We start from the raw sequence: 25,446 nt of genomic DNA, 5'->3' as shown, positions 1-25,446 counted from the left end.
CGGGGCCCGCAGGCCCCGTTTGCTCTCAAATCTCGTATTCGTCGGCGGCCTTGACGGCCTTGTCAGCGAGTTTCTGCTCGATCGTTGCGCGCACCTGGTCGGTGTAGACCACTTCATTCAAGGCAAGTACTGCCGAACCGCAGTAGCGGTCTTTGCTTGAACTCTTCCATTCGAACACCGTGGTATTCAGGTCGTTTTCACTTGGCGAAGCACTGAATGCGTTCACCAGCATGAACAGTTCGCCCTCAGGCGTTTCAATGCACGTTCCCAACCCTGTGGTCGAGACCGGGTTGCCTTTGACGTTCTGCTTGTAGACCTTCTGTGCTTCTTCAATGTTACCGAGCGCATTGATGGCATCGCCGGCCAGCTTGGCCATGGCCTCGCCTACCGGCCCGCCGAGCAAGGCCTTACCTGCGGCACTGGCGACCTTGAAGGCAATCGGGCCCAGGGTCAGCGATGCGCTCTGGTCGTAGTCACGTTCGTAAGAGCGTCGGCCCGCCACCCAGCCCAGGGTGCGCATCACCTCCAGAAACTTGTTGAACCAGGCTTCGGACTCACCGTCACGGTCATGCAGCTTGGACGCCACGCGAGAAGCGAACTGGAAGGTGGTCTTGGCATCGCGTCGGCTTTGCGCCGACATGCCTGCGCTCAGCGCCAGAAGAGATTGTTCGACAACAGCGATGCTATCGCCACTGGAAGCGTTGATATCGTTCATGTACAGGGTCCTTGAATGCCCCGATGGGAATCATCGAGGGACATTCACCCTATGCCGTAAACGACGAGGGAACAGGCATGAACCGGTTCCCTCGGTGCCTCACTCGGCAGACGGGTACCAGCGCGGGGTATACACCCACTGCTTGCCGTCGGCGCTGGGGAATTGGCAGGTCGTGGACGAGCCGACCAGAACCATGGTGCGCATGTCGACCATTTCTGGCAACAGCTCGGCCAATGTGACTACCTTCAGCGTCTGCCCCGGCCTACCGATGTCACGGCCAAGGACTACAGGGGTGTTGCCATCGCGATGCCGGCGCACAACCTCCAGTGCCACACCCAACTGATGAGGCCTGGCTTTGGAGATCGGGTTGTAGAAGGCCAGCACCAGGTCAGCCTGAGCCGCCAGGTCCAGGCGCTTCTCGATGATGGACCAGGGCTTGAGGTTGTCCGACAGCGACATCACGCAGAAGTCGTGACCTAGCGGTGCACCTGCCTGGGCGGCCGTTGCAAGCGAGGCCGAAACGCCAGGCAGGATCTCGAGGTCGACGCGGTGCCACGCCGGGTCACTGGACTCATGCAACGCTTCAAGCACCGCAGCAGCCATGGCGAACACGCCCGGGTCACCCGACGACACCACCACCACCGAACGGCCCTGGGCCGCCAGCTCGAAGGCATGCCGGGCGCGCTGCATCTCTTCACGGTTGTCGGTGCAGTGCAGCACCTGGTCGTCACGGAACGGCCCGGCCATGCGCACGTAGGTTTCATAGCCAAGTACGTCTTCGGCACACGCCAGCTCTGCCTTCACCGCCGGCACCATCAGTTCGGCAGCGCCCGGCCCCAGGCCGATAACGGCCAGACGACCACGACGGCGGCCAACCTGCGCCACCTCGACCGGGGCAGGCGCCACGGCAATGGCCGCACCCTCAAGCTCGGTCAGCCGGGCATCGGGCAACGCCGCCGCAAGCATGCTGGCCACCCCGTCTGGATTGGCAGCGAAGCGCAAGGCCACACCCAACGCCTGCGCGGCCTCATGCAAGCCGCTGTCGGCCATGGCCTGCTCGTCCGCCAGCAGACAGGCTACCGATGGCTCGGCGATGCCAGCCTGCTGCAGTGCGGCACGAATACCGTGCAGGTTACCGCCTGCAACAGCCACAACCACCGAACGCGGGTGAATCAGCAATTCGTCGCGGTTGGCCGGGCGCGCCTGATGCCCCACATGAATGGTGCGCCGAGCCGCCTCGCTGGCGGGTAACTGCGCCTGCTGCAGCCAGGGGGCATCACCTTCGATGCGCACCGATTCGCCGGCCAGGAGGTCGGAGACAAAGCGCTTGCCTTGCTCGATATCCGCCAGGGCATAGCCCTGTGGCGGGTTCAGCAAGCAGGTACCAAAACGCAGCTCGCCACTGGTGGTAATGGCAGCGGCAACCCCCAGTGCTTCAGCCAGTTCACGCGCCATCACGTTCACGCCGCTCAGGCCACCGAGTAACGGCACTACCGCGCTGCCATCTTCGGCCACGGCCAGCACCGGCGGCTCGACGCCCTTCTCGCTGAGCAGGCTGGCCAGGCTACGGATGACGATACCTGCAGCGCACAGGGCGATGATCGGCGTGTCCTGCTGGTACAGCCGGCGCAGGGTGTCGCCGAACGCGGTGTAGTGAAGGTCGACACCTTCGACCCGGCCTTCCAGGCCATGGATCGACGCCTGCGGGTAACGCTTCTGGATTCGCTGCGCGGTGGCCAGGCTGCCTGGGCCAAGGATGACGATGGCGGGTGCCTTGTGCATGTTCAACCCTGCCATTTTTCACCCGGCACGATGATCAGCGAGAAGTACGGCGACGACTGCGGGTCAACCAGGTCCAGCGGCACGATCTTCTGGTTGGCCATGGTGGCCCGCTCCACATACAGCGCACGCCCGTCCAGGCCCAGTTCGGCCAGCACCTCGCGCACCTTGGGGAAGTTGCGACCAAGCTTCATGATCACCGCAGCATCGGCGTCGGCCAGGCGGCGCTTGAGCTCTTCGGCCGGCAATACACCCGACAACACCGACAGGCTCTGGTTGCGGTAGACCAACGGCGCGCCCAGCACCGAAGCACCACCGAGCATCGAGCAGACGCCCGGGATCACTTCGGCCTCATACCGCTGCGCCAGGCGATCGTGCAGGTACATGTAGGAGCCGTAGAAGAACGGGTCGCCTTCGCAGATCACCGCCACGTCGCGGCCGGCATCCAGGTGCTCGGCCACCTGCACGCTGGCTTCGTCGTAGAAGTCGCTGATCACCTGTTCATAGGACAGCGGCGCTGGCAGGGCTTCGGTGGTAACCGGGTAGACCAGTGGCAGCAGGGTCTGCTCAGGCTGCAGGTGTGCCTCGATGATACCGAAGGCGTTGCCACGCTTGCCCTTGGCCACGAAGTAACCGACCACAGGCGCTTCGCGCAACAGGCGCAGGGCCTTGAGGGTGATCAGTTCAGGGTCGCCAGGGCCCACGCCCAGGCCCAGCAGTCGTCCACGCGGCGCCATCATTCCACCTCCGTGGCCAGGGCGTTGACCGCGGCGGCGGCCATCGCGCTGCCGCCCAGGCGGCCCTGCATGATCACGAACGGCACGCCACGGCTGTCGGCGGCGAGCATCGCCTTGGACTCGGCGGCGCCGACGAAACCGACCGGGAAGCCGAGGATCAGCGCCGGCTTGGGAGCGCCCGCGTCAATCATCTCCAGCAGGTAGAACAGCGCGGTAGGCGCGTTGCCGATCACCACCACGCTGCCTTCCAGGTATGGGCGCCACAGCTCGAGGGCTACGGCGGAGCGGGTATTGCCAGCATCCTTCGCCAGGCCTGGCACGCTCGGGTCGCGCAGGGTGCAGATAACCTTGTTGTCTGCGGGCAGGCGTGCCCGGGTAATGCCTTCAGCCACCATGTGCGCATCGCAAAGGATCGGCGCGCCGTTAAGCAGCGCTTCGCGCCCGGCCCGGCCGGCACCTTCGGAGAACTGCAGGCCGTCGATGGCATCGACCATGCCGCAGGCGTGGATCACGCGCACGGCGAGCTTTTCGAGGTCTGCGGGAATCCGCTCGAGCCGGGCTTCCTCACGGATGATCCGGAAGGAATTGCGATAGATCTCCTGACCATCGCGGATGTAGTCAATCATCAAGGTGCTCCGTCGGCAGGTCGAGCATGGCGCCTGCTTCATTCAAGGTAAGGTCGGTGGCGCGCAGGGCTCCGAAGCCCGGATGGCGCGCATCACGCAGGTACAGGTCATAACGGCCCGGTGAACGGGCCAGCAAAGTGGCCGGGGCTACATGAGCCACGGCGCAGGAACGGGGGCAACCGGACAGGTGCACGCTGGCGGGTACACCTGGGCCCAGCAGCGCGGCCAAGGCAACGGCGTCGGCCTTGGTCTCGCCAAGGGCCTTGGCGCAGCCGCTGGCGCCGGTGCAGGCGCTGATGCGCGCCAGGGGTTCATGGTCGTGGCACAGCAAGCCCAGCGCAGACAGTTCGGCCTGGGCCTGATCGATGTGTCGTTCTTGCAGATTGGTCACCACCAGGCTTTGCCAGGGGCTAAGGCGCAGGCTGCCATCGCCCCATTCACGGGCAATACATGCGGCACCGCGCAACATGGCTGGGGTCAGGCGGCCTTGGGGTGGGGCAACGCCAAGGGCAAGGCCTTGAACCTGGGGTATCACCCCCAGCCAAGAAGCACGGTGTGGTTCGCGTCGCCATGTGAGCACGGCGTCGTCGCGGCGGATGTCCAGCCCGAGCCCATCGACGAAATCGCTTGCCGGGTATACCTCAAGCAACTGGCGCATGCGCGCCTGCGCAGGGGTTGCCAGGTCGAGAAAGCGTTCCAGCACGGCACGCACCAGCGCCAGGCCTTGCTCCAGCGGCACCGCACCGAGCGCCTGGCCATCTGCCGGGCAACCCGCCAGGCCGAACGCCAGCCAGGTCTGCTGCTCCAGGCGCAGGGCCGACAGCCACAGGTCGTGAGGGTGTTCGAGCATGGCCAGGCGTTCGCCGGCATCCAGCTGTACGGCGAACTTGGCCGACAGTTGATGGAAGCGCGGGGTGCTTTCCAGCATAAGGAGGATCTGCTCGGCCAACGGCCGCGCATCCAGCAGCATGGCTGGGTCATGCCCGGCCAGCGGGCTTAGCATCAGGTTGCGCACATCATCACCGGCCGCTTCGCGCGGGCCCAGGCCGGCAACGAGCAACGTGTCGATCAGCGCACGGTGCTCGCTGCCGATGCCACGAATTTGCAGGTTGCCACGGTTGGTGGCCTCGATCACACCGCCGGCGAAGCGCTCGGCCGCCGCCGCCACCGCTTCGGCCTGGCTGACCAGCAGCAGGCCGCCCGGCAGCTTGATGCGGCAGATGCCGCCGTCACGGGCACTGACGATGCGCCACAACCCCGGGCAGGCCGAGGGGCGGGGCGAAACGTTGGGAGCATGGGCCTGCGTCAAAGGGGCGTCCGGCAATCTGTGAAAATGCGCTTGAGTGTAGAAGGCGCGGTATTATGCCTGCTTTGTCCGGCGGCATGAAAAGCCGGTGGTCGAGCATCATTCGAGTTTGAGCAGATTTTTGGGTGCGCAGCGGCCCCAAAATCTTGAAGAGGTATACATGGCACCCTGGCTGACAGTAGTAGGCATCGGCGAAGACGGCTTCAGTGGCCTGGGCAAACAGGCCCGGCGCGCGCTGCTGGGTGCTGCGCGGATCTTCGGCAGCCCGCGCCAGCTGGCCTTGCTGCCACGCTGCGTGCCCGGCGAACGGCTGGGCTGGCCAAGCCCGTTCTCGCTGGCCCCGGTGCTGGCCTTGCGCGGCGAGCCGGTGTGCGTGCTGGCCAGCGGCGACCCGATGTTCTACGGCGTCGGCGCCAGCCTGGCGCGCCAGGTGCCTGCCGATGAAATGCGCGTGCTGTCGATGCCCTCTTCCTGCGCCATGGCTGCTGCGCGCCTGGGCTGGCCGCTGCAGGACGTGCAAGTGGTGTCGCTGGTCGCCCGCCCCTTGGCGGCGCTCAATGCCCACCTGCACAGCGGTGTGCGCTTGCTGGTGCTGAGCAACGATGGCGACAGCCCGGCGGCCGTTGCAGCATTGCTTCGCGAACGTGGCTTCGGGCCAAGCCGCCTGCGGGTTTTCGAACACCTGGGTGGCCAGGAAGAACGCGCATTGGAGGGCACCGCCCAAAACTGGCCGCACGCCGAAACCGCAGCGCTCAACCTGGTGGCCATCGAATGCCTGGCCTCACCCGAAGCGCCACGCCTGCATCGCCTGGCCGGGCTGCCGGACAGTGCCTTCCGGCACGACGGCCAGCTGACCAAGCGCGATGTCCGCGCTATCACACTGGCGCGCCTGGCGCCCCAGCCCGGCGAACTGCTGTGGGACGTGGGCGCCGGCTGCGGCTCGATCGGCATCGAATGGATGCGTGCCCACCCGGCCTGCCGCGCACTGGCCATCGAGGCCGACGAAGGCCGCCAGGGCTTCATCGAACATAACCGCGATGCGCTGGGCGTACCTGGCCTGCAACTGGTTCGCGGCAAGGCGCCAATGGCACTGCAAGGCCTGGAACAGCCCGATGCCATCTTCATCGGCGGCGGCGTCACCCGTGAAGGCGTGCTGGACTTTTGCTGGGCGAACCTGCGCCCCGGCGGCCGGCTGGTGGCCAACGCAGTGACCTTGCAAAGCGAACTGGCCCTGGCGCACTTTCGCGAACAGCACGGGGGTGAACTGACCCGCCTGCATGTCGCCCATGCCCAACCCTTGGGCACGTTCGACACCTGGCGCCAGGCGCTGCCGATCACCCTGCTGGAAGTGATGAAGCCCGCCGATGCGTGAAGAAACCCGCGAACAGCCGGCGCCCCTGCGCAGCGGCCTGACCACCGGCAGCTGCGCTACCGCCACCAGCCTGGCAGCGGCCAAGCTGCTGCTCACCGGCCAGCAAGACGATGCAGTGGATATCACCCTGCCCAAGGGCAAGGTGGTGCAGATGCGCCTGGAGTTCTGCCGCCTGATCGGCGAAGGCGCCGAAGCCGGCACCCTCAAGGATGCGGGCGACGACCCGGATGTGACACACGGCGCCTTGCTCTACAGCCAGGTGCGTCTGTTGGCCGAGACGGGCATCCGCTTTGTCGCGGGGATCGGCGTCGGCACCGTGACCCGGCCGGGGCTGGTGCTTGCGGTTGGCGAACCGGCCATCAACCCGGTACCTCGGCGCATGATCACTGAACACCTGCAGCGCCTGGCCGATGAGTGTGGCTATCCCGGCGGTTTCGAGGTCACGGTCAATGTGCAGGGCGGTGAGCAACTGGCCCTGAAGACCATGAACCCGCGCCTGGGCATAGTGGGCGGGCTGTCGATCCTCGGCACCAGCGGCATCGTGCGGCCGTTTTCCTGTGCAGCCTATATCGCCTCGATTCATCAAGGCATCGACGTGGCCCACACCAACGGCTACACGCATATCGCCGCCTGCACCGGCAACGCCAGCGAAGACACCATGCGCCGCGTCTACGGCCTGCCAGAAATCGCCCTGATCGAAATGGGTGATTTCGTTGGCGCAGTGCTCAAGCACCTGCGCAAGGTGCCGGTGCCACGCCTGAGCCTGTGCGGTGGCTTCGGCAAGATCAGCAAACTGGCGGCCGGGCACATGGACCTGCACAGCCGCCATTCCAGCATCGACCTGCCGCAACTGGCTGGCTGGGCTGCAGACATTGGCGCTGACGAAGCGTTGCAGGCCGCCATCATCGGCGCCAACACCAGCCAGCAAGCACTCGCTCTCGCTCATGCGGCCGGCGTTGCCCTCGGTGATGCCGTGTGTGCCCACGCCCTGGCCTTCGCCCGCAGCGTGGTGCCGGCACAGGTGCAAGTGGAAGTGTTCGCCATCGACCGCCAAGGCGGCATCGTTGGCCGGGCGGGCGTGCAATGACTGCGCGCATTCTGCTGTTGGGCGGCGTCACCGAGGCCCTGGCCATCGCCCGTCGCCTCGGCCCGCAGCACGTTTACAGCCTGGCGGGTATCGGCCGCGTGCCGCAGGACCTGCAATGCCAGGTGCGGGTCGGTGGCTTTGGCGGCGCTGAAGGCCTGGCCAGCTACCTGCGCGAGGCCGGTATCACGCTGTTGATCGATGCCACCCACCCTTACGCCGCGCAGATCAGCCGCAACGCCGCCAGTGCTGCGCGTATTGCCGGCATCCCGTGCTGGGCCTTGCGACGCCCGGCCTGGCAGGCGCAAGCGGGGGACGACTGGCGCGAGGTCGAGGACTGGGCGGCGTTGATCGAGGCGCTCAAGCCGTTTCGCAGGCCGCTGTTCACGCTGGGGCGAGAGCCGCTGCAACATCTGGACGAAATACCGCCGGAACAGTTCTGGACCTTGCGGGCGTTGGAGGCATGCCCTGGCAACGAGCGTTGCGAAGTGATTGGTGCCCGCGGGCCATTCCATATCGAGGATGAACGGGCGTTGTTCCGGCGCCGCAGGATCGATGTGCTGATCAGCAAGAACAGCGGCAGTGTGGCGACCGAACCGAAGCTCGAAGTGGCGCGGGAGTTGAATGTGCCGGTACTGATCCTGAAGCGCCCGGTGCTGCCGGAAGTTGACCGACAATTCGGCTCACTGACTGATCTGGCAACAGCGCTCCTACACTGATTTCAGATTTTTCTTCCAGCCTGCCAAGTGGCCCGATACCGCCCTACTGCCTTAAACTCAATTCCCCCACCCCGGAAGGTTTCACCCATATGGAAATGCAATGGTGGATCTGGCTGGTCTTCGGCATCGCGCTGATCCTGCTCGAACTGGTCCTGCCGACGTTCTTCATCCTCTGGTTCGGCATCGGTGCCGTGCTGGTCTCGCTCACCTCGCTGGCCGCCCCCAGTCTGCAACTGGACATGCAGGTATTGCTGTGGGTGTTGCTGTCGTCGGTCACCACCGCGTGTTGGTTCAAGCTGTTCCGGCGCAAGCAGCCGGATGTGCGCTGGACCGCCGACAGCGTGATCGGTGAAGTGGGCTTGCTGACCGCTGGCGTTTCGGAGTTCCAGAAAGGCCGCGTGCGCTTCCAAAAGCCGATTCTGGGTAACGAAGAATGGACCTGCATCGCCGACAGCGAGATCCCTGCTGGCGAGCGGGTGCGCCTTACCGCCATCGAGGGGAACACCGCCCGCGTCATCCGGGCCTGAACCTGCACTAAAAGGAATTTCGCATCATGACCAGCCTTATCGTCGTCGCGGCCATCGCCCTGTTCGTCCTGATCACCGTGTTCAAGGGGGTGCGTATCGTGCCCCAGGGCGAGGAATGGATCGTCGAGCGCCTGGGCCGCTACCACAGCACGCTCAAGCCCGGCCTGAACATCCTCATCCCCTACATGGATGTGGTCGCCTACCGCCTGCCGACCAAAGACATCATCCTCGATGTGCAGCAACAGGAAATCATCACCAAGGACAACGCAGTCATCGTCGCCAACGCGCTGTGCTTCGCCAAGGTGGTCGACCCGCAGAAGGCCTCCTACGGCGTGCAGAACTTCTCGTTCGCCGTCACCAGCCTGACCATGACTTCGCTGCGCGCCATCGTCGGTGCCATGGACCTGGACGAAGCCTTGTCCAGCCGTGAGCAGATCAAGGCACGTTTGCGCGATGCGATGTCGGAGCAAACCGAAGACTGGGGCGTGACCGTGCGCTCGGTGGAAATCCAGGACATCAAGCCCTCCGAGAACATGCAGCTCGCCATGGAGCGTCAGGCGGCAGCCGAGCGTGAGCGCAAGGCCGATGTAACCCGTGCCGAAGGCGCCAAGCAGGCGGCGATCCTTGAAGCGGAAGCACGCTTGCAGGCCGCCAGGCTGGATGCCGAAGCGCAGATCAGCCTGGCCGAGGCCTCGGCGCGGGCGATTTCGCTGGTGAAGGAAGCGGTGGGCAACGAGACCGTGCCGGCCATGTACCTGCTGGGCGAGCGCTATGTCGGGGCCATGGAGAACCTGGCGGGCAGCAGCAATGCCAAGGTGGTGGTGTTGCCAGCTGACCTGCAAGAGACCGTGCGGGGGTTGATGGGCCGCAACAAGGCCTGAGATTGATTTGACCTGCTTCGCGGGCACGCCCGCGAAGCAGACGACACCGCTTCAACTGCCCACCTGCGTCACTTCACCGCACCCCGCCATTTTTACCTATACTCCGCCTTACAATACCCACCACGATTCCTGACCGGATCTCTCCATGCCCCCACGTCGGCACATTGCCTGGATAGCCTGCCTTGCAGTGCTGTTCAACCTGCTGGCCATGCCGCTGTCTTCTGCTGCGCCCAAGGGCCCGGCCGAGCAGTTGCTGTGGGGGGCTTTCTGTTCCAGCATGGCCAACAAGGCCAAAGTCGACGTCCAGGCCCTGGCCAAGATCGACCTCGGCACGCAAAACGACGACAGCGCCAGCATGATGAACTGCTGGTGCTGCTCGGGCGCCGCACCGCTGCTGGCCCTGCCCGGCTACCCGCCACAGTTGCACAACCCGCCGACACTGCTCGCCGGGCTATTGTCGCCACCGGCTGACTACCAACCCTCGCCGCGCCAACTTTGGCCTGCGCTCAACCCCCGTGCCTCTCCGCTGGCCTGAGTTCATCACGTTGTCTGCCTGAACCTGAACAGAACGGAGATTCACCATGCTCAAGCACGCCCTCGTCATGGCCGCCCTGCTGCTGCCTGGCGCCTTTGCCAATGCCCACGAATACAGCGTGGGCGACCTGCACATCGCCCACCCCTGGTCACTGCAGTTACCACCCAACGCGCCGAACGTCGCGGCGTATTTCGTGGTGCACAACAATGGCAAGACCGATGACCGCCTGCTCAGCGTCAACAGCCCCATCAGCGATGACGCGCAACTGCACGAGCATGTCATGAGCGCCAGCGGCGCCATGAAGATGCAGCAGGTGCCCAGCGTGGTGGTACCTGCCGGCAAGGACCTGACCTTCGCCCCCAGCGCCTACCACGTGATGCTGATGCAGCCCAAGGAGCGCAGCCTGCTCACCGACGGCAAGCGCTTCCCGTTGACCCTGCACTTCGAAAAGGCCGGCAACATCACTGTTGAGGTGGCCGTGCAGAAGCAGGCGCCAGCGGACCAGCCGCAAGCCCACGAACACGCGCACTGACACCTGCTGACAGGCACTCGCCATGAGCCTGCCGCGCAACAGCATCAGCCGTACCACCCGCCCTGACCGCAGGCGCGCCGGTGGTGGATGGCTGAGCCTGTTCGCCATGTGGATGATCTTCATCGGCCCACTGATTTCCCAGTCGATGCCGATGGACCACCATGCCGGCATGAGCATGCCGATGGACATGCCGATGACGGCTGCCCATCAGCATGGCGGCGACACCCATCACGGCCACGGCAACGATGGCCAGCTGCATGTGATGTGGGAAAAGTGCGGTTACTGCAGCCTGTTGTTCAACTGCCCGGCCCTGCCCCAGGCCCTCAGCCCGCTCAGTGCCGGCAGTGTCGTCCCCACCCCCCACCTGCTTGCGCCAACGCACCAGGGCCATGCCCGGCAGGCTGTATTCCCCGGTGCGCGCAGCCGCGCCCCACCTTCCGCGATCAGCGTCTGAACCCACATTTTGCGCACGGAGCCAGGAGGCTTCGCGCTAACTCATGACTGATCGACTGGAATCATTATGTCCGGCTGCACCCCTGTTTTTGCCTTGTCCCTGCGTGGGACCATCGCCGCCCTGTGCGGCTCGCTGCTCGCGCCCGTGGCCCTGGCCGCCGACCCTGGCCATGAGGGCCATGTGCACGAAGCCCCCGAGCTGAGCCCGACGGTGATCACCGCCGTGGCCCCGAGTTCGCCGCTGACCGTGGTCACCAACCCGAAAGACCCGCGCCAGCCCGTACCGGCCAGCGACGGCGCCGACTACCTGAAGACCATCCCCGGCTTCTCGGCAATACGTGCCGGTGGCACCAACGGCGACCCGGTACTGCGCGGCATGTTCGGCTCGCGCCTGAACATCCTCACCAACGGTGGCCTGATGCTGGGCGCCTGCCCCAACCGCATGGACGCGCCCACGTCCTACATCTCGCCGGAAACCTACGACCGCCTCACCGTGATCAAAGGCCCGCAAAGCGTGATCTGGGGCCCGGGCGGCTCGGCAGGCACCATCCTTTTCGAACGCGAACCAGAGAAATTCGGCACCCTCGGCAGCCGGGTGAACGCCAGCCTGCTGGCCGGCTCCAACGGCCGCTTCGACAAGGTGCTGGATGCCGCCGCCGGCAACAGCCAGGCCTATGCCCGCTTCGTCGGTAACCAGTCTCGCTCGGACGACTACCACGACGGCAACAACGACACCGTGCCGTCGCGCTGGGAAAAATGGAACGGCGATGTCACCCTCGGCTGGACGCCCGACCAGGACACCCTGCTGGAGCTGACTGCCGGCAAGGGCGATGGCGAGGCCCGCTATGCCGGGCGTGGTATGGACGGCTCGCAGTTCAAGCGCGAAAGCCTGGGCCTGCGCTTTGAAAAGTCCAACCTCGGCGAGGTGCTCGACAAGGTCGAGGCGCAGGTCTACTACAACTACGCCGACCATGTGATGGACAACTACAGCCTGCGCACCCCATCGGGCAGCGGCATGATGGGCATGCCGATGGTCAGCAACGTCGACCGCCGCACCATGGGCGCACGCATCAAGGCCACCTGGCGCTGGGCCGACGTGCAACTGATCGGCGGCATCGACGCGCAGACCAACGAACACCGCAAGCGCGGTGGCATGGGCGTGGACGCGCACAAGGGCCAGGCCTGGACCAAGGACGCCGACTTCCACAACTACGGCGCTTTCAGCGAACTGACCTGGTACGTCAGCGGTGAGGACCGGCTGATTACCGGTGCCCGCCTGGACCGCGCCTCGGCCCGTGACTTGCGCAAAGGCAGCGCCACCGAAGGCGACACTCGCGCCGACACCTTGCCCAGCGGCTTCGTCCGTTATGAGCACGACCTGGCAGCCATCCCGGCCACCACCTACATCGGCCTCGGCCACGCCCAGCGCTTCCCCGACTATTGGGAGCTGTTCTCGCCCAAGCTGGCACCACCGGGGGCGGCCAACGCCTTTGACGGTATCAAGCCGGAGAAAACCACCCAGCTCGACTTCGGCATCCAGTACCGCACCGAGCGCCTGGAAGCCTGGGCTTCGGGCTATGTCGGGCAGATCCGCGACTACATCCTGTTCGACTACCGCACCGGCATGATGGGCATGAGCACCTCCCAGGCACAGAACATCGACGCCCGCATCATGGGCGGCGAACTGGGCGCGGCCTACCAGCTGACCGAAAACTGGAAGGCCGACGGCACGCTGGCCTACGCTTGGGGCAAGAACAGCAGTGATGGCAAAGCGCTACCGCAAATGCCACCCCTGGAGAGCCGCCTGGGCCTGACCTACAGCCGTGATGTGTGGAGCGTCGGCGCACTGTGGCGGTTGGTGGCGGCGCAAAACCGCATTGCCGAGAACCAGGGCAACGTGGTCGGCAAGGACTACGACAAGAGCGCCGGCTTCGGCGTGTTCTCGCTCAATGGCGCCTACAAGGTGAACAACAACCTCAAGCTCAGCGCGGGGGTCGACAACCTGTTCGACAAAACCTACGCCGAGCACTTGAACCTGGCCGGGAACGCCGGGTTCGGCTACCCGGCTACAGATCCACAGCCGGTCAATGAGCCAGGCAGGACCTTCTGGACCAAGGTCGATTTCAGCTTCTGACAACAACAACGGGCGCAACTTCGGTTGCGCCCATCAGCTGGTCACACAGGAGGTTCCCATGAGAGGAACACGCATCAATTTCTATAACCTGGCCTGGCGTTGGCATTTCTATGCGGGGCTGTTCGTGGCCCCGTTCATGATCCTGCTGGCGATCACCGGGATCATCTACCTGTTCAAGCCGCAGCTCGACCCGCTGCTGTACCGCGACCTGATGGTGGTCGAAGCCGGCCACCACCGACAGGGCGCCGATGCAATGCTGGCCGAAGTGCGCCAGGCCTACCCCAAGGCTCACGTCGGCCAGTACCTGCCGCCGCTGAACGCGGAGCGCAGTGCGCAGTTCGTGGTGCATGACGGCGGGCGTGAACTGAATGTGTTTGTCGACCCGTACAGCGGCAAGGTCCTCGGCGAGCAGGACGGCAAGCAAAACCTGCAAGCCATCGCCCGCGCCCTGCATGGCGAACTGATGGTCGGCACGGTTGGTGACCGCCTGGTGGAGCTGGCGGCCGGCTGGGGCATCGTGCTGGTGGTGTCGGGCCTGTATTTGTGGTGGCCGCGCGGACGCAACGGTGCCGGCGTGCTATGGCCACGGCTGTCGTCACGCGGCAGGCTGTTGTGGCGCGACCTGCATGCGGTAACCGGCTTCTGGGGCTCGGCCTTGCTGTTGCTGATGCTGGTCAGCGGCATGACCTGGACCGGCTTGTGGGGCAAGCAGTACGCCGATGTGTGGAACCGCTTCCCGGCGGCCATGTGGAACGACGTGCCCAAGTCGGACCAGCAGGCGGGTGAATTGAACAGTGCGCACCGCCAGACCGTGCCCTGGGCGATGGAGAACACGCCGATGCCGCAGTCCGGCGCGCACGCCGAACACGCCGGGCACCACATGATGTCGGACATGCCCGCAGCCCCCCAGGTGAGCGTGCAGCAGGTCGAAGACATCGCTACTGCCCGCCAGGTCGAGCCGGGTTACAGCATCACCCTGCCGACCACGGCAGACGGCGTGTTCACCATTGCCGTGTTTGCCGACGACCCGCGCAACGACGCCACCCTGCATGTCGACCAATATACCGGCAAGGTCTTGGCTGATGTGCGCTGGCAGGACTACAGCCCGGTCGCCCGCGCCACCGAGCTGGGGGTAATGCTGCACGAAGGCAAGATGTTCGGCGCCCTCAACCAGATCATCATCCTGCTGGTGTGCCTGATGATCCTGCTGGGCTCGATGAGCGGGCTGGTGATGTGGTGGAAGCGCCGGCCAACGGGTGGGCTGGGCGTACCGCCGCTGCGCCATGACCTGCCGCGGTGGAAGACGGCGGTGGGGGTGATGCTGGTGCTGGGGGTGATGTTCCCGCTGGTGGGGGTGTCGATGGTGGTGATGTGGGTGGTGGATAGCCTGGTGGTACGCCGTCGTCGGGTGCTGGCCAGCGCCTGAGTTTTAGCCTGCGCCGGTTTACCCGCGATGAGGCCGGCACAGGCAGAACACTGCTACCCAAATGTAGAGTCGATCTGTCGCGCCCCGAACTGGAACGCGCGTGTTAGCCTAACCGGCTACCTCAGACAAGAAGACCGACCTTACAAGGGAATGCAGCCTATGACGCAAACCTCATCCACACCACCCGAAGAGCAACACCTGCAACGCAACCTGACCAACCGCCACATCCAGCTGATCGCCATCGGTGGCGCCATCGGTACCGGCCTGTTCATGGGCTCGGGCAAAACCATCAGCCTGGCCGGGCCATCGATCATCTTCGTCTACATGATCATCGGCTTCATGCTGTTCTTCGTCATGCGTGCCATGGGCGAACTGCTGCTGTCGAACCTCAACTACAAGTCGTTCATCGACTTCTCGGCCGACCTGCTCGGCCCCTGGGCAGGTTACTTCACCGGCTGGACCTACTGGTTCTGCTGGGTGGTCACTGGTATTGCCGACGTGGTGGCCATCGCGGCCTATACGCAGTTCTGGTTCCCGGACCTTCCACAGTGGATACCCGCGCTGTCCTGTGTAGGGCTGCTGCTGTCGCTGAACCTGGTCACCGTGAAGATGTTCGGCGAGATGGAATTCTGGTTCGCGCTGATCAAGATCGTCGCCATTCTCGGCCTGGTCGCCACCGGGCTGTACATGGTCATCACCGGCTTCACTTCGCCCAGCGGGCGCACGGCGCAACTGGCCAACCTGTGGAATGACGGCGGCATGTTCCCTAATGGCCTGATGGGCTTCTTCGCCGGTTTCCAGATTGCCGTGTTCGCGTTCGTCGGTATCGAACTGGTGGGCACCACCGCAGCCGAAGCGAAGAACCCGGAGCGCACCCTGCCACGGGCTATCAACTCGATCCCGGTACGGATCATCGTTTTCTATGTGCTGGCGCTGATTGCAATCATGGCCGTGACCCCGTGGCGCGACGTGGTGCCGGGCAAGAGCCCGTTCGTGGAACTGTTCGTACTGGCCGGCCTGCCGGCGGCAGCCAGCATCATCAACTTCGTGGTACTGACCTCGGCGGCCTCTTCGGCCAACAGTGGCGTGTTCTCCACCAGCCGCATGCTCTATGGCCTGAGCCAGGAAGGTGACGCACCCAAGGCGTTCGAAAAACTGTCGAGCCGCTCGGTGCCAGCCAACGGCCTGTACTTCTCCTGCACCTGCCTGTTGCTGGGTGCGGTGCTGATCTACCTGGTACCGAACGTGGTCGAGGCGTTCACCCTGGTGACCACCGTTTCGGCGGTGCTGTTCATGTTCGTGTGGACGCTGATCCTGCTGTCGTACCTGAAGTACCGCAAGCATCGTGCAGCGCTGCACCAGGCGTCGAAGTACAAGATGCCGGGCGGGCGCTTCATGTGCTACGTGTGTTTGGTGTTCTTCGCTTTCATCCTGGTGTTGCTGAGCCTGGAGGCAGATACGCGTTCGGCGCTGCTGGTGACGCCGATCTGGTTCGTGCTGCTGGCAGTGACTTATCAGGGTGTGCGCAGCAGACGTCATCCACGCTCGGCTGTGCGTAACGGCTGATAGCCCTGGGGCTGCTTTGCAGCCCCAATCCTGTGCACACAAATATCCCAGGCACCAATCTGGATCCAACCAACGCCCCAACACCTCGCACAACCCCTCTATTACGCACCTTCCGCCACTAGGCACACCCCTTGCACCCCCCCTCCCCGCTTGCCCAACACATAAAAACTCAGCGGAGAGAGCACATGAAGCGTCGCAGTCTGATCAAGGCCTTTACCCTCAGCGCATCGATTGCGGCGATGGGCCTGAGCTGGAGTATCCAGGCCGCCGAGACCATCAAGGTCGGCATCCTGCATTCGCTGTCCGGGACCATGGCCATTTCCGAGACCTCGCTCAAGGACATGGCGCTGATGACCATCGACGAGATCAACGCCAAGGGCGGTGTGAACGGCAAGATGCTGGAGCCGGTAGTGGTCGACCCAGCTTCCAACTGGCCGCTGTTCGCCGAAAAGAGCCGCCAGCTGCTGACTCAGGACAAGGTGGCGGTGGTGTTCGGCTGCTGGACGTCGGTGTCGCGCAAGTCGGTGTTGCCTGTGTTCGAGGAGCTCAACGGCCTGCTGTTCTACCCCGTGCAATACGAGGGTGAAGAGATGTCGCCGAACGTGTTCTACACCGGCGCCGCGCCCAACCAGCAAGCGATCCCGGCCGTGGAATACCTGATGAGCGAAGACGGCGGCAGTGCCAAGCGCTTCTTCCTGCTGGGCACCGACTACGTCTACCCGCGCACCACCAACAAGATCCTGCGCGCCTTCCTGCACAGCAAAGGCGTGGCCGACAAGGACATCGAAGAGGTGTACACGCCGTTCGGCCACGCCGATTACCAGACCATCGTCGCCAACATCAAGAAGTTCTCCGCAGGCGGCAAGACGGCGGTCATCTCAACGGTCAACGGCGACTCCAACGTACCGTTCTACAAGGAACTGGCCAACCAGGGCCTGAAGGCTACCGACGTGCCGGTGGTGGCGTTCTCGGTAGGCGAAGAAGAGCTGCGCGGCATTGACACCAAGCCGCTGGTGGGCCACCTGGCCGCCTGGAACTACTTCGAGTCGGTGGATAACCCGGTGAACCAGAAGTTCGTTGCCGACTGGAAGGCCTACGCCAAGGCCAAGGGCCTGCCGGGCGCCGACAAGGCCGTGACCAACGACCCGATGGAGGCCACCTACGTAGGTATCCACATGTGGGCGCAAGCCGTGGAAAAAGCCAAGTCCACCGATGTGGACAAGGTGCGCGAAGCGCTGGCCGGGCAAACCTTCAAGGCGCCATCGGGCTTCACCCTGACCATGGACAAGACCAACCACCACCTGCACAAGCCGGTGATGATCGGCGAAATTCAGGATGACGGGCAGTTCAGCGTGGTGTGGGAAACCGAACAGCCGCTGCGGGCGCAGCCGTGGAGCCCGTTCATTCCGGGGAATGACAAGCGCCCGGACTATGCAGTGAAAGGTAACTGAGTGCATTGGGGCTGCTTTGCAGCCCTTTCGCGGATAAATCCGCGCCTACAGGTTCAGCGCCGACCGTGTAGGAGCGGATTTATCCGCGATGAATCCACCGCCGATTTCCAGGATTACCCGCATGCTCAGACTCCTGCTCACCCTTCTCCTGCTATTGCCCTTGGCAACCCAGGCCAGCGAGGGCGAATTCTTCCTCACCGCCAAGCCCGCCGAGCAAGCCCAACTGCTCGAAAGCTGGGCGGCGCAACCCGATGCCACTCGCCTGCCGCTGCTCGAAAACCTGCGCCAAGGTCGCATCGCCGCTGACGACACCCGCAAAGTACGCCTGAACAACCGCCTGCGCGGCCTGATCGACAACGCCCTGGCCAGCCACCGGTTGCTCAGCGACAACAGCGACACCCGCCTGGCCGCCGCCCAGCAACTGCAAAAAAGCGCACAACCTGCGCAAATGGCCTTCCTCGACCGGCGCTTCGCCAGCGAAACCGACACCGCCGTGCACGCCGCCCTCGGCCTGGCCTTGGCCAACCTGCAACTGGGCGCCAGCGAGCCGGCAGTACGCCTGGCCGCCGTGCGCCTGCTGGGCGAAACCGGCGACCCGCTGGCCCGCACCCGCCTCGAAGCCCTGCTACAACCCGATGCAGAAAGCGACCCAGGGGTGCGCACCGCTGCCGAAACCAGCCTGGCCCAGGTCAAGCGCAAGCTGCTGGTCGGCGAGCTGCTCGGCCAGGCCTTCAGTGGCCTGTCGCTGGGCTCGATCCTGCTCCTGGCAGCACTCGGCCTGGCCATCACCTTCGGCCTGCTCGGGGTGATCAACATGGCCCACGGCGAAATGCTGATGCTGGGCGCCTACAGCACCTACATGGTCCAGGTGCTGGTGCAGCGCTACGCCCCGGACGCCATCGAGTTTTACCCGCTGATCGCCCTGCCGGTGGCCTTCGCCATCAGCGCCGGGGTCGGCATGGCGCTGGAGCGCACGGTCATCCGTCACCTCTACGGCCGCCCATTGGAAACGCTGCTGGCCACCTGGGGCATCAGCCTGATCCTGATCCAGGCCATCCGCCTGCTGTTCGGCGCGCAGAACGTCGAAGTCAGCAACCCGGCCTGGCTGTCGGGCGGCATCCAGCTGCTGCCCAACCTGGTGCTGCCGTACAACCGCCTGGTCATCATCGGCTTTGCCCTGGCCGTGGTGCTGCTCACCTGGCTGCTGCTCAACCGCACGCGGTTGGGCCTGAACGTGCGCGCCGTCACCCAGAACCGCAACATGGCTGCCTGCTGCGGCGTGTCCACCGGGCGCGTCGACATGCTCGCCTTCGGCCTGGGCTCTGGCATTGCCGGGCTCGGCGGCGTGGCCCTGAGCCAGGTCGGCAACGTCGGCCCGGACCTGGGCCAGAGCTACATCATCGATTCGTTCCTGGTGGTGGTGCTGGGCGGCGTCGGCCAACTGGCCGGCAGCCTCTGGGCCGCCTTCGGCCTTGGCATCGCCAACAAGCTGCTGGAGCCGCAGATCGGTGCCGTGCTTGGCAAGATCCTCATCCTTGCGTTGATCATTCTGTTCATCCAGAAACGCCCGCAAGGCCTGTTCGCCCTCAAGGGACGGGTAATCGACTGATGAACCAGCCACTGCTTGTCACCGCTACGCAAAAGGCCGGGCCGCGCCTGACGCTGGCCATCGGCGCCCTCGTCGTCCTGCTGCTGGTCGCCCTGCCGCTGTTGTCACTGCTGCCGGCGGACCATGCCTTGCAAGTGTCGGCCTACACCCTGACCCTGGTCGGCAAGATCCTCTGCTACGCCATCGTCGCCCTGGCCCTGGACCTGGTCTGGGGCTACGCCGGCTTGCTGTCGCTGGGCCACGGCCTGTTCTTCGCCCTGGGCGGCTACGCCATGGGCATGTACCTGATGCGCCAGGCGGCCGGTGACGGCCTGCCGGGGTTCATGACCTTTCTGTCGTGGACCGAGCTGCCGTGGTACTGGGCCGGCACCCAGCATTTCGCCTGGGCTCTGTGCCTGGTGGTGCTGGCGCCGGGGCTGCTGGCGCTGGTGTTCGGCTGGTTTGCCTTCCGTTCGCGAATCAAGGGCGTGTACTTCTCGATCATGACCCAGGCCCTGACGTTCGCCGGCATGCTGTTGTTCTTCCGCAACGAAACCGGCTTTGGTGGCAACAACGGCTTCACCAACTTCCGCACCATTCTCGGTTTCGACATTACCGCGCAAGGCACCCGGGCCGTGCTGTTCCTGCTTACCGTCGGTTTGCTGCTGGCCAGCCTGTACCTGTGCTGGCGCCTGACCCGTAGCAAATTCGGCCGCCTGCTCACCGCCGTGCGCGATGCCGAAAACCGCCTCATGTTCTGTGGCTACGACCCGCGTGGTTTCAAGCTGCTGGTGTGGGTGCTGAGCGCTGTGCTGTGCGGCCTGGCGGGTGCGCTGTACGTGCCACAGGTGGGCATCATCAACCCCAGCGAGATGTCGCCGACCAACTCCATCGAAGCCGCCGTGTGGGTGGCCCTGGGCGGGCGTGGCACGCTGATCGGCCCGTTGCTCGGTGCCGGCCTGGTCAATGGCATGAAAAGCTGGTTCACCGTGGCCTTCCCTGAGTTCTGGCTGTTCTTCCTTGGCGCACTGTTCATCCTTGTCACCCTGTACCTGCCCAAGGGCGTGGTCGGCCTGTTGAAGAAAAGGAGCCAGCCATGAGAGGCGTGCCCCCGGTCCACCCGGAATTCATGCTGGAACCTGTGTTCGACAACCTGGGCGCCGGCCGTGATGCCATCGGCCTGGGCCAGAGCCGCAAGGCCGGCCTGGATACCCGCCACGGCACGGTGCTGAGCCTGGAGGACATCAGCGTCAGCTTCGATGGCTTCAAGGCACTCAACGCGCTGAACCTGTACATCGGCGTGGGCGAACTGCGTTGCATCATCGGCCCCAATGGCGCCGGCAAGACCACGATGATGGACGTGATCACCGGCAAGACCCGCCCCGACACCGGCAGCGCCTATTTTGGCGACACCCTCGACCTGACCCGCATGAGCGAATACCAGATCGCCCAGGCCGGCATTGGCCGCAAGTTCCAGAAGCCCACGGTATTCGAGGCGCTGACCGTGTTCGAGAACCTGGAGCTGGCGCTGAAGACCGACAAGTCGGTGTGGGCCAGCCTCGCGGCGCGCCTGGGCGGTGAGCAGCGCCAGCGCATCGAAGAGGTGCTGACCACCTTGCGTCTGCTGCCCCTGGCTCAACGTCAGGCCGGCTTGCTGTCCCATGGGCAGAAGCAGTTCCTGGAGATTGGCATGTTGCTGGTGCAAGAGCCGCAATTGCTGCTGCTGGACGAACCGGTGGCCGGCATGACCGATGCCGAGACCGAGTTCACCGCCGAGTTGTTCAAAGGCCTGGCCGGCAAGCACTCGCTGATGGTGGTGGAGCATGACATGGGGTTTGTGGGGAGCATTGCCGACCATGTGACCGTGTTGCACCAAGGCAGTGTGCTGGCAGAAGGTTCGCTGGAGCAGGTGCAGGCGGATGAGCGGGTAGTTGAGGTGTATTTGGGCCGATGATCTATTCCAAGGACATGACATGCTGAAAATCGACACGCTGCACCAATACTACGGCGGCAGCCACATCCTCCGGGGCCTGTCCTTCGAAGCCAAGGTTGGCGAAGTCACCTGCCTGCTGGGCCGCAATGGTGTGGGCAAGACCACGCTGCTGCGCTGCCTGATGGGCCTGGTACCTGCCCGCGATGGCAGCATCGAATGGGAAGGCAAGCCCATCACCAGCCTCAAGCCCCAGCAACGGGTACATGCCGGTATCGCCTATGTACCCCAGGGCCGCGAGATCTTCCCGCGCCTCACCGTCGAGGAAAACCTGCTGATGGGCCTGTCCCGCTTCCCGGCCCGTGAAGCCCGCGAAGTCCCCGCTTTCATCTACGAGCTGTTCCCGGTACTGGAGCAGATGAAGCAACGCCGTGGCGGTGACCTGTCGGGCGGCCAGCAACAACAGCTGGCCATCGGCCGCGCCCTGGCCAGCCGCCCGCGCCTGCTGATCCTCGACGAGCCGACCGAAGGCATCCAGCCCTCGGTCATCAAAGAAATCGGTGCTGTCATCCGCCGCCTGGCCGAGCGTGGTGACATGGCGATTCTGCTGGTGGAGCAGTTCTACGACTTTGCCGAAGAACTGGCCGACCAGTACCTGGTCATGGCACGGGGTGAGATCGTCCAGCGCGGGCGTGGCGAAAACATGCAGGCCGAAGGTGTGCGTGGGCTGGTAACCATTTAATCTGCAAGCAACGCCCCTGCGAGACGCTGTCATGAGTTACGAAATACGCGATGCCCTGCCTGCCGACGTGCCAGGCATCCTCGACATCTACAACGACGCCGTGCGCAACACCACGGCGATCTGGAACGAAACCCCGGTAGACCTGGCCAACCGCCAGGCCTGGTTCGATGCACGCGCGCAGCAGGGGTATCCGATCCTGGTGGCGGTGGATGAGACGGGTGTACTGGGGTATGCCTCGTTTGGCGACTGGCGGCCGTTCGAAGGTTTTCGTCTGACCGTGGAGCACTCGGTGTATGTCCGGGGTGACCAGCGTGGCAAGGGGTTGGGGCCGGTGTTGATGGCGGCGCTGGTCGAGCGGGCACGCGGTTGCGGCAAGCATGTGATGGTCGCGGCCATCGAAAGTGGCAATGCAGCCTCGGTGCGCCTGCATGAGCGGTTGGGCTTTGTGGTGACCGGGCAGATGCCGCAGGTGGGGGTGAAGTTTGGCCGCTGGCTGGATTTGACTTTCATGCAGCTGGTGCTGAACCCAGGTGCAGAGCCATCCTGAGATTGATGTTGCCTAAACTGGCCTCTTCGCGGGCACGCCCGCGAAGAGGCCAGTGCAGGCAAACACACTCACATCTGAGTAAACCTGCCCAGCCGCTGGCGCAACATGTTGTTCTCGCTGCGCAACTGCTGCACCTCCTGCAGCAACTCCAGCGCCAGCGCCACCCCTTCCCATTCCAGTTCCAGCTCTTGATGCAGCTTCGCCGCGCGCTTGGCCACTAACGGCGCCTGATCGTCGAACAACCAGTCCTCAGGCGTTCGCCCGGAGGGTTCGACAATGCCGTGCTCGACGATTTCGATCACGCAGTCCGCCGTGACATCGGCTTCCTGACACAGGGTACGCATGTCCAGTTGAACGATCAGGGTGCTGCTCATGATCACTTACTCCATTGTGCCCTCGGGTTGAACGCGGCCTTTTCGGAAAGCTTGGCCCACAGTTCACGGGTAGATTCGTCAGAAGTCGTCGGCATGACCACCTTGAGCTGCGCGTAAAGGTTGCCGCGCTCGCCCTGCTTGTTCGCCAGGCCTTTGCCCGGTACGCGCAGGCGCTGGCCACTCTGGCTGTCGGGGCGGATGGTCAGGTTGATCTTGCCGTCCAGGGTCGGCACCGCCACCTTGGTGCCCAAGGCCGCCTCCCACGGTGCCAGTGGCACGGTGATGATCAGGTCATGGCCTTCGACATCGAACAGCGGGTGCGGTGCCATGCGGATGGTCAGGAACAGGTCACCATTGGCCCCACCACCGCTGCCCGGGGCGCCCTGGCCTTTAAGGCGGATACGCTCGCCGTCGGTCACCCCGGCCGGGATCTTCACGTTCAGCGTCTTGGTGGTGAAGCCGGTGCGCTGGCCCATGGCATTGGTTTGCGGCACCTGGAAGCTGATCTGCTTGGACTCCTTGCTCAGGGTCTCTTCAAGGAATACCGCCAGTTCAAGCTCCACGTCCTGCCCTCGCCTGCCGGCACTGCGTTGTTGCTGACGGGCGCCACCGAAAGGGTTGCCACCCCCTCGCCCACCGAAGATCGAGCTGAAGAAGTCGGAGAAGTCGCCACCCTCGAAGCCGCCGCCACCGCCACGGCTTTCCCAGCCAGGTGGTGCCTGGAACGGCCGGCCATGCTGGCCGCCGTACTTGCGGATTTCGTCGAACTCGGCACGTTTCTGCGCGTCGCCCAGCACTTCGTAGGCCTCGTTGGCCTCTTTGAATTTATCCTCGGCGTCGCGCTCCTTGCTGACATCGGGGTGATACTTGCGGGCCAGCTTGCGGTACGCGGCCTTGATCGCCTTGTCGTCCGCCGTGGGCTCTACGCCGAGTATCTTGTAATAGTCTTTGAAGTCCATTTATGGATCACCAATGTAAATGTGCGTGTTGCCACTGAAGATAGGGGTCAAGCATAGCCTTTCAAGGCCGCTTTGGGTTTGCTCCATGGCAGACGACTGGTCTTGATTCTGTAGCCAACTGGCATACACTGCGCGGCCGTTTTGCCTCCGGAAGCTCATTCCCCATGTCTGACGTATCCCCGGCCCGTGCCCTGGGCATCGACTTTGGCACCTCCAACTCCACGGTCGGCTGGCACCGCCCTGGCGTGGAATCGCTGATCGCCCTGGAAGACGGCAAGATCACCTTGCCCTCGGTGGTGTTCTTCAACATCGAGGAACGTCGCCCGGTTTATGGCCGCCTGGCACTGCACGAGTACCTGGAAGGCTACGAAGGCCGCCTGATGCGCTCGCTGAAGAGCCTGCTGGGCTCCAAGCTGATCAAGCACGACACCAGCGTGCTGGGCAGCGCCCTGCCGTTCAAGGACCTGCTGGGCATGTTCATCGGCGAGCTGAAAAAGCGCGCCGAGGCTGCCGCGGGTCGCGAGTTCGACCAGGTGGTGCTGGGCCGCCCGGTGTTCTTCGTCGACGAAGACCCGGCTGCCGACCAGGAAGCCGAAGACACCCTGGCCGATGTCGCGCGCAAGATCGGTTTCAAGGATGTGTCGTTCCAGTACGAGCCGATTGCCGCAGCCTTCGACTATGAGTCAAGCATCAGCCGCGAAGAACTGGTGCTGATCGTCGACATCGGCGGTGGTACGTCCGACTTCACCCTGATCCGCCTGTCGCCCGAGCGCCACCTGGTCGCCGAGCGCCAAAGTGACATCCTCGCCACCGGCGGTGTGCACATTGGCGGTACCGACTTCGACAAGCAGTTGAGCCTGCAGGGCGTGATGCCGCTGTTCGGCTACGGCAGCCGCATGAAGAGCGGCGCGCTGATGCCCACCAGCTATCACCTCAACCTGGCCACCTGGCACACCATCAACGCCCTGTATTCACAGAAGTCGCAACTGGCGTTGGGCAGCATGCGCTACGACATCGAAGACAGCTTCGGCATCGACCGCCTGTTCAAGCTGATCGAACAGCGCGCCGGGCACTGGTTGGCGATGGAGGTCGAGGCCAGCAAAATCGAGCTGACCCACAGTGAAAGCCGCCACATCGACCTGCGCCGTGTCGAGCCTGAGCTGACGGCAGAGCTGACTCGCGTGCTGTTCGAAGAAGCGATCGAAGGGCTGCTGGAGCGAGTGCGGGGTAGCGTGACCGAATTGCTGGCCAAGGCTGGCGTGAGCGAAGGCCAGGTGGACACGGTGTTCTTCACTGGCGGTTCCAGCGGTATTCCGGCGCTGCGTAACAGCGTTGCGGCGATGCTGCCGAATGCGCGGCATGTGGAAGGCAATATCTTTGGCAGCATTGGTAGCGGGCTGGCCATCGAGGCGCGCAAGCGGTACGGGGCGGCCTGAAGCATCTTGGGGCTGCTTTGCAGCCCC

At 64.3% G+C, this 25,446-nt stretch carries 25 protein-coding genes; 18 read left to right on the top strand and 7 right to left on the bottom strand.

Annotated features, from left to right (window positions below):
* Positions 1-25: 25 nt before the first annotated feature.
* The 5 genes from FHW75_RS03435 to cobG form a co-directional block, all read right to left on the bottom strand.
* Entirely contained in the window at positions 26-715 is a 690-nt protein-coding gene (locus tag FHW75_RS03435; RefSeq protein WP_025754332.1) for a hypothetical protein, read from the bottom strand.
* A gap of 99 nt (positions 716-814) precedes the next feature.
* Positions 815-2,512 (bottom strand): precorrin-3B C(17)-methyltransferase, encoded by a 1,698-nt coding sequence (gene cobJ / locus FHW75_RS03430; protein ID WP_183673128.1) that lies wholly within the window; start codon positions 2,510-2,512, stop codon positions 815-817.
* Positions 2,500-3,234, bottom strand: a complete 735-nt coding sequence (locus FHW75_RS03425) for a precorrin-2 C(20)-methyltransferase (RefSeq protein WP_019099778.1) — start codon at positions 3,232-3,234, stop codon at positions 2,500-2,502. Before FHW75_RS03425 ends, cobJ begins: the two co-directional genes overlap by 13 nt.
* Entirely contained in the window at positions 3,231-3,857 is a 627-nt protein-coding gene (locus tag FHW75_RS03420; RefSeq protein ID WP_016489386.1) for a precorrin-8X methylmutase, read from the bottom strand. The genes FHW75_RS03425 and FHW75_RS03420 overlap by 4 nt, the downstream gene beginning before the upstream one ends.
* The gene (cobG, locus tag FHW75_RS03415; protein WP_159266644.1) at positions 3,850-5,181 is read right to left on the bottom strand and encodes a precorrin-3B synthase; all 1,332 of its coding nucleotides are present in this window, start codon (positions 5,179-5,181) and stop codon (positions 3,850-3,852) included. The genes FHW75_RS03420 and cobG overlap by 8 nt, the downstream gene beginning before the upstream one ends.
* Before the next feature lie 142 nt (positions 5,182-5,323).
* Here cobG and cbiE point away from each other — a divergent pair, with 142 nt between their 5' ends.
* The 17 genes from cbiE (at position 5,324) to FHW75_RS03330 (ending at position 22,650) form a co-directional block, all read left to right on the top strand.
* Positions 5,324-6,535: a precorrin-6y C5,15-methyltransferase (decarboxylating) subunit CbiE gene (gene cbiE / locus FHW75_RS03410; protein WP_183673126.1), complete on the top strand. Its 1,212-nt coding sequence runs from the start codon at positions 5,324-5,326 to the stop codon at positions 6,533-6,535.
* Positions 6,528-7,622 (top strand): cobalt-precorrin-5B (C(1))-methyltransferase, encoded by a 1,095-nt coding sequence (locus tag FHW75_RS03405; RefSeq protein WP_183673123.1) that lies wholly within the window; start codon positions 6,528-6,530, stop codon positions 7,620-7,622. Before cbiE ends, FHW75_RS03405 begins: the two co-directional genes overlap by 8 nt.
* A complete protein-coding gene (locus FHW75_RS03400) occupies positions 7,619-8,338 on the top strand; it encodes a cobalt-precorrin-6A reductase (RefSeq protein ID WP_019098904.1) in 720 nt (239 codons plus the stop codon). Before FHW75_RS03405 ends, FHW75_RS03400 begins: the two co-directional genes overlap by 4 nt.
* A gap of 89 nt (positions 8,339-8,427) precedes the next feature.
* On the top strand, positions 8,428-8,865 hold the full coding sequence (locus FHW75_RS03395) for an NfeD family protein (protein ID WP_016712215.1): 438 nt from the start codon (positions 8,428-8,430) through the stop codon (positions 8,863-8,865).
* Positions 8,866-8,891: 26 nt separating this feature from the next.
* On the top strand, positions 8,892-9,746 hold the full coding sequence (locus FHW75_RS03390; protein ID WP_016712216.1) for an SPFH domain-containing protein: 855 nt from the start codon (positions 8,892-8,894) through the stop codon (positions 9,744-9,746).
* 145 nt (positions 9,747-9,891) lie between these two features.
* Positions 9,892-10,281, top strand: a complete 390-nt coding sequence (locus tag FHW75_RS03385) for a DUF2946 domain-containing protein (protein WP_019098903.1) — start codon at positions 9,892-9,894, stop codon at positions 10,279-10,281.
* A gap of 46 nt (positions 10,282-10,327) precedes the next feature.
* Complete coding sequence (locus FHW75_RS03380) at positions 10,328-10,813, top strand: copper chaperone PCu(A)C (protein ID WP_019098902.1); 486 nt, start codon at positions 10,328-10,330, stop codon at positions 10,811-10,813.
* A 22-nt stretch (positions 10,814-10,835) separates the two neighbouring features.
* Entirely contained in the window at positions 10,836-11,267 is a 432-nt protein-coding gene (locus FHW75_RS03375; protein WP_016712219.1) for a DUF2946 domain-containing protein, read from the top strand.
* 66 nt (positions 11,268-11,333) lie between these two features.
* Positions 11,334-13,400 carry a TonB-dependent copper receptor gene (locus FHW75_RS03370; RefSeq protein WP_027610059.1) on the top strand — a complete coding sequence of 689 codons (2,067 nt, stop codon included), beginning with the start codon at positions 11,334-11,336 and terminating at the stop codon, positions 13,398-13,400.
* Between the two features lie 58 nt (positions 13,401-13,458).
* Positions 13,459-14,826 carry a PepSY domain-containing protein gene (locus FHW75_RS03365; RefSeq protein WP_183673121.1) on the top strand — a complete coding sequence of 456 codons (1,368 nt, stop codon included), beginning with the start codon at positions 13,459-13,461 and terminating at the stop codon, positions 14,824-14,826.
* Between the two features lie 159 nt (positions 14,827-14,985).
* Positions 14,986-16,392 (top strand): D-serine/D-alanine/glycine transporter, encoded by a 1,407-nt coding sequence (gene cycA, locus FHW75_RS03360; protein ID WP_183673119.1) that lies wholly within the window; start codon positions 14,986-14,988, stop codon positions 16,390-16,392.
* A gap of 185 nt (positions 16,393-16,577) precedes the next feature.
* Positions 16,578-17,843 (top strand): urea ABC transporter substrate-binding protein, encoded by a 1,266-nt coding sequence (gene urtA / locus FHW75_RS03355; RefSeq protein ID WP_016712223.1) that lies wholly within the window; start codon positions 16,578-16,580, stop codon positions 17,841-17,843.
* A gap of 88 nt (positions 17,844-17,931) precedes the next feature.
* The gene (urtB, locus tag FHW75_RS03350) at positions 17,932-19,452 is read left to right on the top strand and encodes an urea ABC transporter permease subunit UrtB (RefSeq protein WP_371105410.1); all 1,521 of its coding nucleotides are present in this window, start codon (positions 17,932-17,934) and stop codon (positions 19,450-19,452) included.
* Complete coding sequence (gene urtC / locus FHW75_RS03345; RefSeq protein ID WP_019098563.1) at positions 19,452-20,531, top strand: urea ABC transporter permease subunit UrtC; 1,080 nt, start codon at positions 19,452-19,454, stop codon at positions 20,529-20,531. Before urtB ends, urtC begins: the two co-directional genes overlap by 1 nt.
* The gene (urtD, locus tag FHW75_RS03340) at positions 20,528-21,385 is read left to right on the top strand and encodes an urea ABC transporter ATP-binding protein UrtD (protein WP_016712226.1); all 858 of its coding nucleotides are present in this window, start codon (positions 20,528-20,530) and stop codon (positions 21,383-21,385) included. Before urtC ends, urtD begins: the two co-directional genes overlap by 4 nt.
* A 19-nt stretch (positions 21,386-21,404) precedes the next feature.
* Positions 21,405-22,103: an urea ABC transporter ATP-binding subunit UrtE gene (gene urtE / locus FHW75_RS03335; RefSeq protein WP_016712227.1), complete on the top strand. Its 699-nt coding sequence runs from the start codon at positions 21,405-21,407 to the stop codon at positions 22,101-22,103.
* Positions 22,104-22,134: 31 nt separating this feature from the next.
* Positions 22,135-22,650 (top strand): GNAT family N-acetyltransferase, encoded by a 516-nt coding sequence (locus FHW75_RS03330; RefSeq protein ID WP_019098565.1) that lies wholly within the window; start codon positions 22,135-22,137, stop codon positions 22,648-22,650.
* A gap of 68 nt (positions 22,651-22,718) precedes the next feature.
* On the opposite strand, the gene FHW75_RS03325 is transcribed toward FHW75_RS03330, so the two are convergent.
* Both FHW75_RS03325 and cbpA read right to left on the bottom strand, forming a co-directional pair.
* Positions 22,719-23,024 (bottom strand): chaperone modulator CbpM, encoded by a 306-nt coding sequence (locus FHW75_RS03325; protein WP_019098566.1) that lies wholly within the window; start codon positions 23,022-23,024, stop codon positions 22,719-22,721.
* A 2-nt stretch (positions 23,025-23,026) separates the two neighbouring features.
* The gene (gene cbpA, locus FHW75_RS03320; RefSeq protein WP_019098567.1) at positions 23,027-23,983 is read right to left on the bottom strand and encodes a curved DNA-binding protein; all 957 of its coding nucleotides are present in this window, start codon (positions 23,981-23,983) and stop codon (positions 23,027-23,029) included.
* Between the two features lie 164 nt (positions 23,984-24,147).
* Between cbpA and FHW75_RS03315 the strand changes: the two genes are divergently transcribed.
* On the top strand, positions 24,148-25,419 hold the full coding sequence (locus tag FHW75_RS03315) for an Hsp70 family protein (RefSeq protein WP_016712231.1): 1,272 nt from the start codon (positions 24,148-24,150) through the stop codon (positions 25,417-25,419).
* The last annotated feature ends 27 nt before the right edge of the window (positions 25,420-25,446 follow it).

Origin of the sequence: Pseudomonas sp. OG7 (assembly GCF_014192825.1) — a bacterium.
Classification (GTDB): Bacteria; Pseudomonadota; Gammaproteobacteria; order Pseudomonadales; family Pseudomonadaceae; genus Aquipseudomonas; species Aquipseudomonas monteilii.
Note: the sequence above shows the minus strand (reverse complement) of the source record. Positions and strands in the feature narration are given on the sequence as shown.

Excerpts from the sequence above, each read along its gene's own strand:
- urtA (WP_016712223.1), top strand. The coding sequence starts at position 16,578 with ATGAAGCGTCGCAGTCTGATCAAGGCCTTTACCCTCAGCGCATCGATT.
- urtB (WP_371105410.1), top strand. The coding sequence starts at position 17,932 with ATGAATCCACCGCCGATTTCCAGGATTACCCGCATGCTCAGACTCCTG.
- FHW75_RS03380 (WP_019098902.1), top strand. The coding sequence starts at position 10,328 with ATGCTCAAGCACGCCCTCGTCATGGCCGCCCTGCTGCTGCCTGGCGCC.
- FHW75_RS03365 (WP_183673121.1), top strand. The coding sequence starts at position 13,459 with ATGAGAGGAACACGCATCAATTTCTATAACCTGGCCTGGCGTTGGCAT.
- cbpA (WP_019098567.1), bottom strand. The coding sequence starts at position 23,983 with ATGGACTTCAAAGACTATTACAAGATACTCGGCGTAGAGCCCACGGCG.
- FHW75_RS03390 (WP_016712216.1), top strand. The coding sequence starts at position 8,892 with ATGACCAGCCTTATCGTCGTCGCGGCCATCGCCCTGTTCGTCCTGATC.
- FHW75_RS03420 (WP_016489386.1), bottom strand. The coding sequence starts at position 3,857 with ATGATTGACTACATCCGCGATGGTCAGGAGATCTATCGCAATTCCTTC.
- FHW75_RS03395 (WP_016712215.1), top strand. The coding sequence starts at position 8,428 with ATGGAAATGCAATGGTGGATCTGGCTGGTCTTCGGCATCGCGCTGATC.
- cbiE (WP_183673126.1), top strand. The coding sequence starts at position 5,324 with ATGGCACCCTGGCTGACAGTAGTAGGCATCGGCGAAGACGGCTTCAGT.
- FHW75_RS03405 (WP_183673123.1), top strand. The coding sequence starts at position 6,528 with ATGCGTGAAGAAACCCGCGAACAGCCGGCGCCCCTGCGCAGCGGCCTG.
- FHW75_RS03375 (WP_016712219.1), top strand. The coding sequence starts at position 10,836 with ATGAGCCTGCCGCGCAACAGCATCAGCCGTACCACCCGCCCTGACCGC.
- cycA (WP_183673119.1), top strand. The coding sequence starts at position 14,986 with ATGACGCAAACCTCATCCACACCACCCGAAGAGCAACACCTGCAACGC.
- FHW75_RS03385 (WP_019098903.1), top strand. The coding sequence starts at position 9,892 with ATGCCCCCACGTCGGCACATTGCCTGGATAGCCTGCCTTGCAGTGCTG.
- cobJ (WP_183673128.1), bottom strand. The coding sequence starts at position 2,512 with ATGGCAGGGTTGAACATGCACAAGGCACCCGCCATCGTCATCCTTGGC.
- FHW75_RS03435 (WP_025754332.1), bottom strand. The coding sequence starts at position 715 with ATGAACGATATCAACGCTTCCAGTGGCGATAGCATCGCTGTTGTCGAA.
- urtD (WP_016712226.1), top strand. The coding sequence starts at position 20,528 with ATGAGAGGCGTGCCCCCGGTCCACCCGGAATTCATGCTGGAACCTGTG.
- urtE (WP_016712227.1), top strand. The coding sequence starts at position 21,405 with ATGCTGAAAATCGACACGCTGCACCAATACTACGGCGGCAGCCACATC.
- FHW75_RS03370 (WP_027610059.1), top strand. The coding sequence starts at position 11,334 with ATGTCCGGCTGCACCCCTGTTTTTGCCTTGTCCCTGCGTGGGACCATC.
- urtC (WP_019098563.1), top strand. The coding sequence starts at position 19,452 with ATGAACCAGCCACTGCTTGTCACCGCTACGCAAAAGGCCGGGCCGCGC.
- FHW75_RS03325 (WP_019098566.1), bottom strand. The coding sequence starts at position 23,024 with ATGAGCAGCACCCTGATCGTTCAACTGGACATGCGTACCCTGTGTCAG.
- FHW75_RS03315 (WP_016712231.1), top strand. The coding sequence starts at position 24,148 with ATGTCTGACGTATCCCCGGCCCGTGCCCTGGGCATCGACTTTGGCACC.
- FHW75_RS03330 (WP_019098565.1), top strand. The coding sequence starts at position 22,135 with ATGAGTTACGAAATACGCGATGCCCTGCCTGCCGACGTGCCAGGCATC.
- FHW75_RS03400 (WP_019098904.1), top strand. The coding sequence starts at position 7,619 with ATGACTGCGCGCATTCTGCTGTTGGGCGGCGTCACCGAGGCCCTGGCC.
- FHW75_RS03425 (WP_019099778.1), bottom strand. The coding sequence starts at position 3,234 with ATGATGGCGCCGCGTGGACGACTGCTGGGCCTGGGCGTGGGCCCTGGC.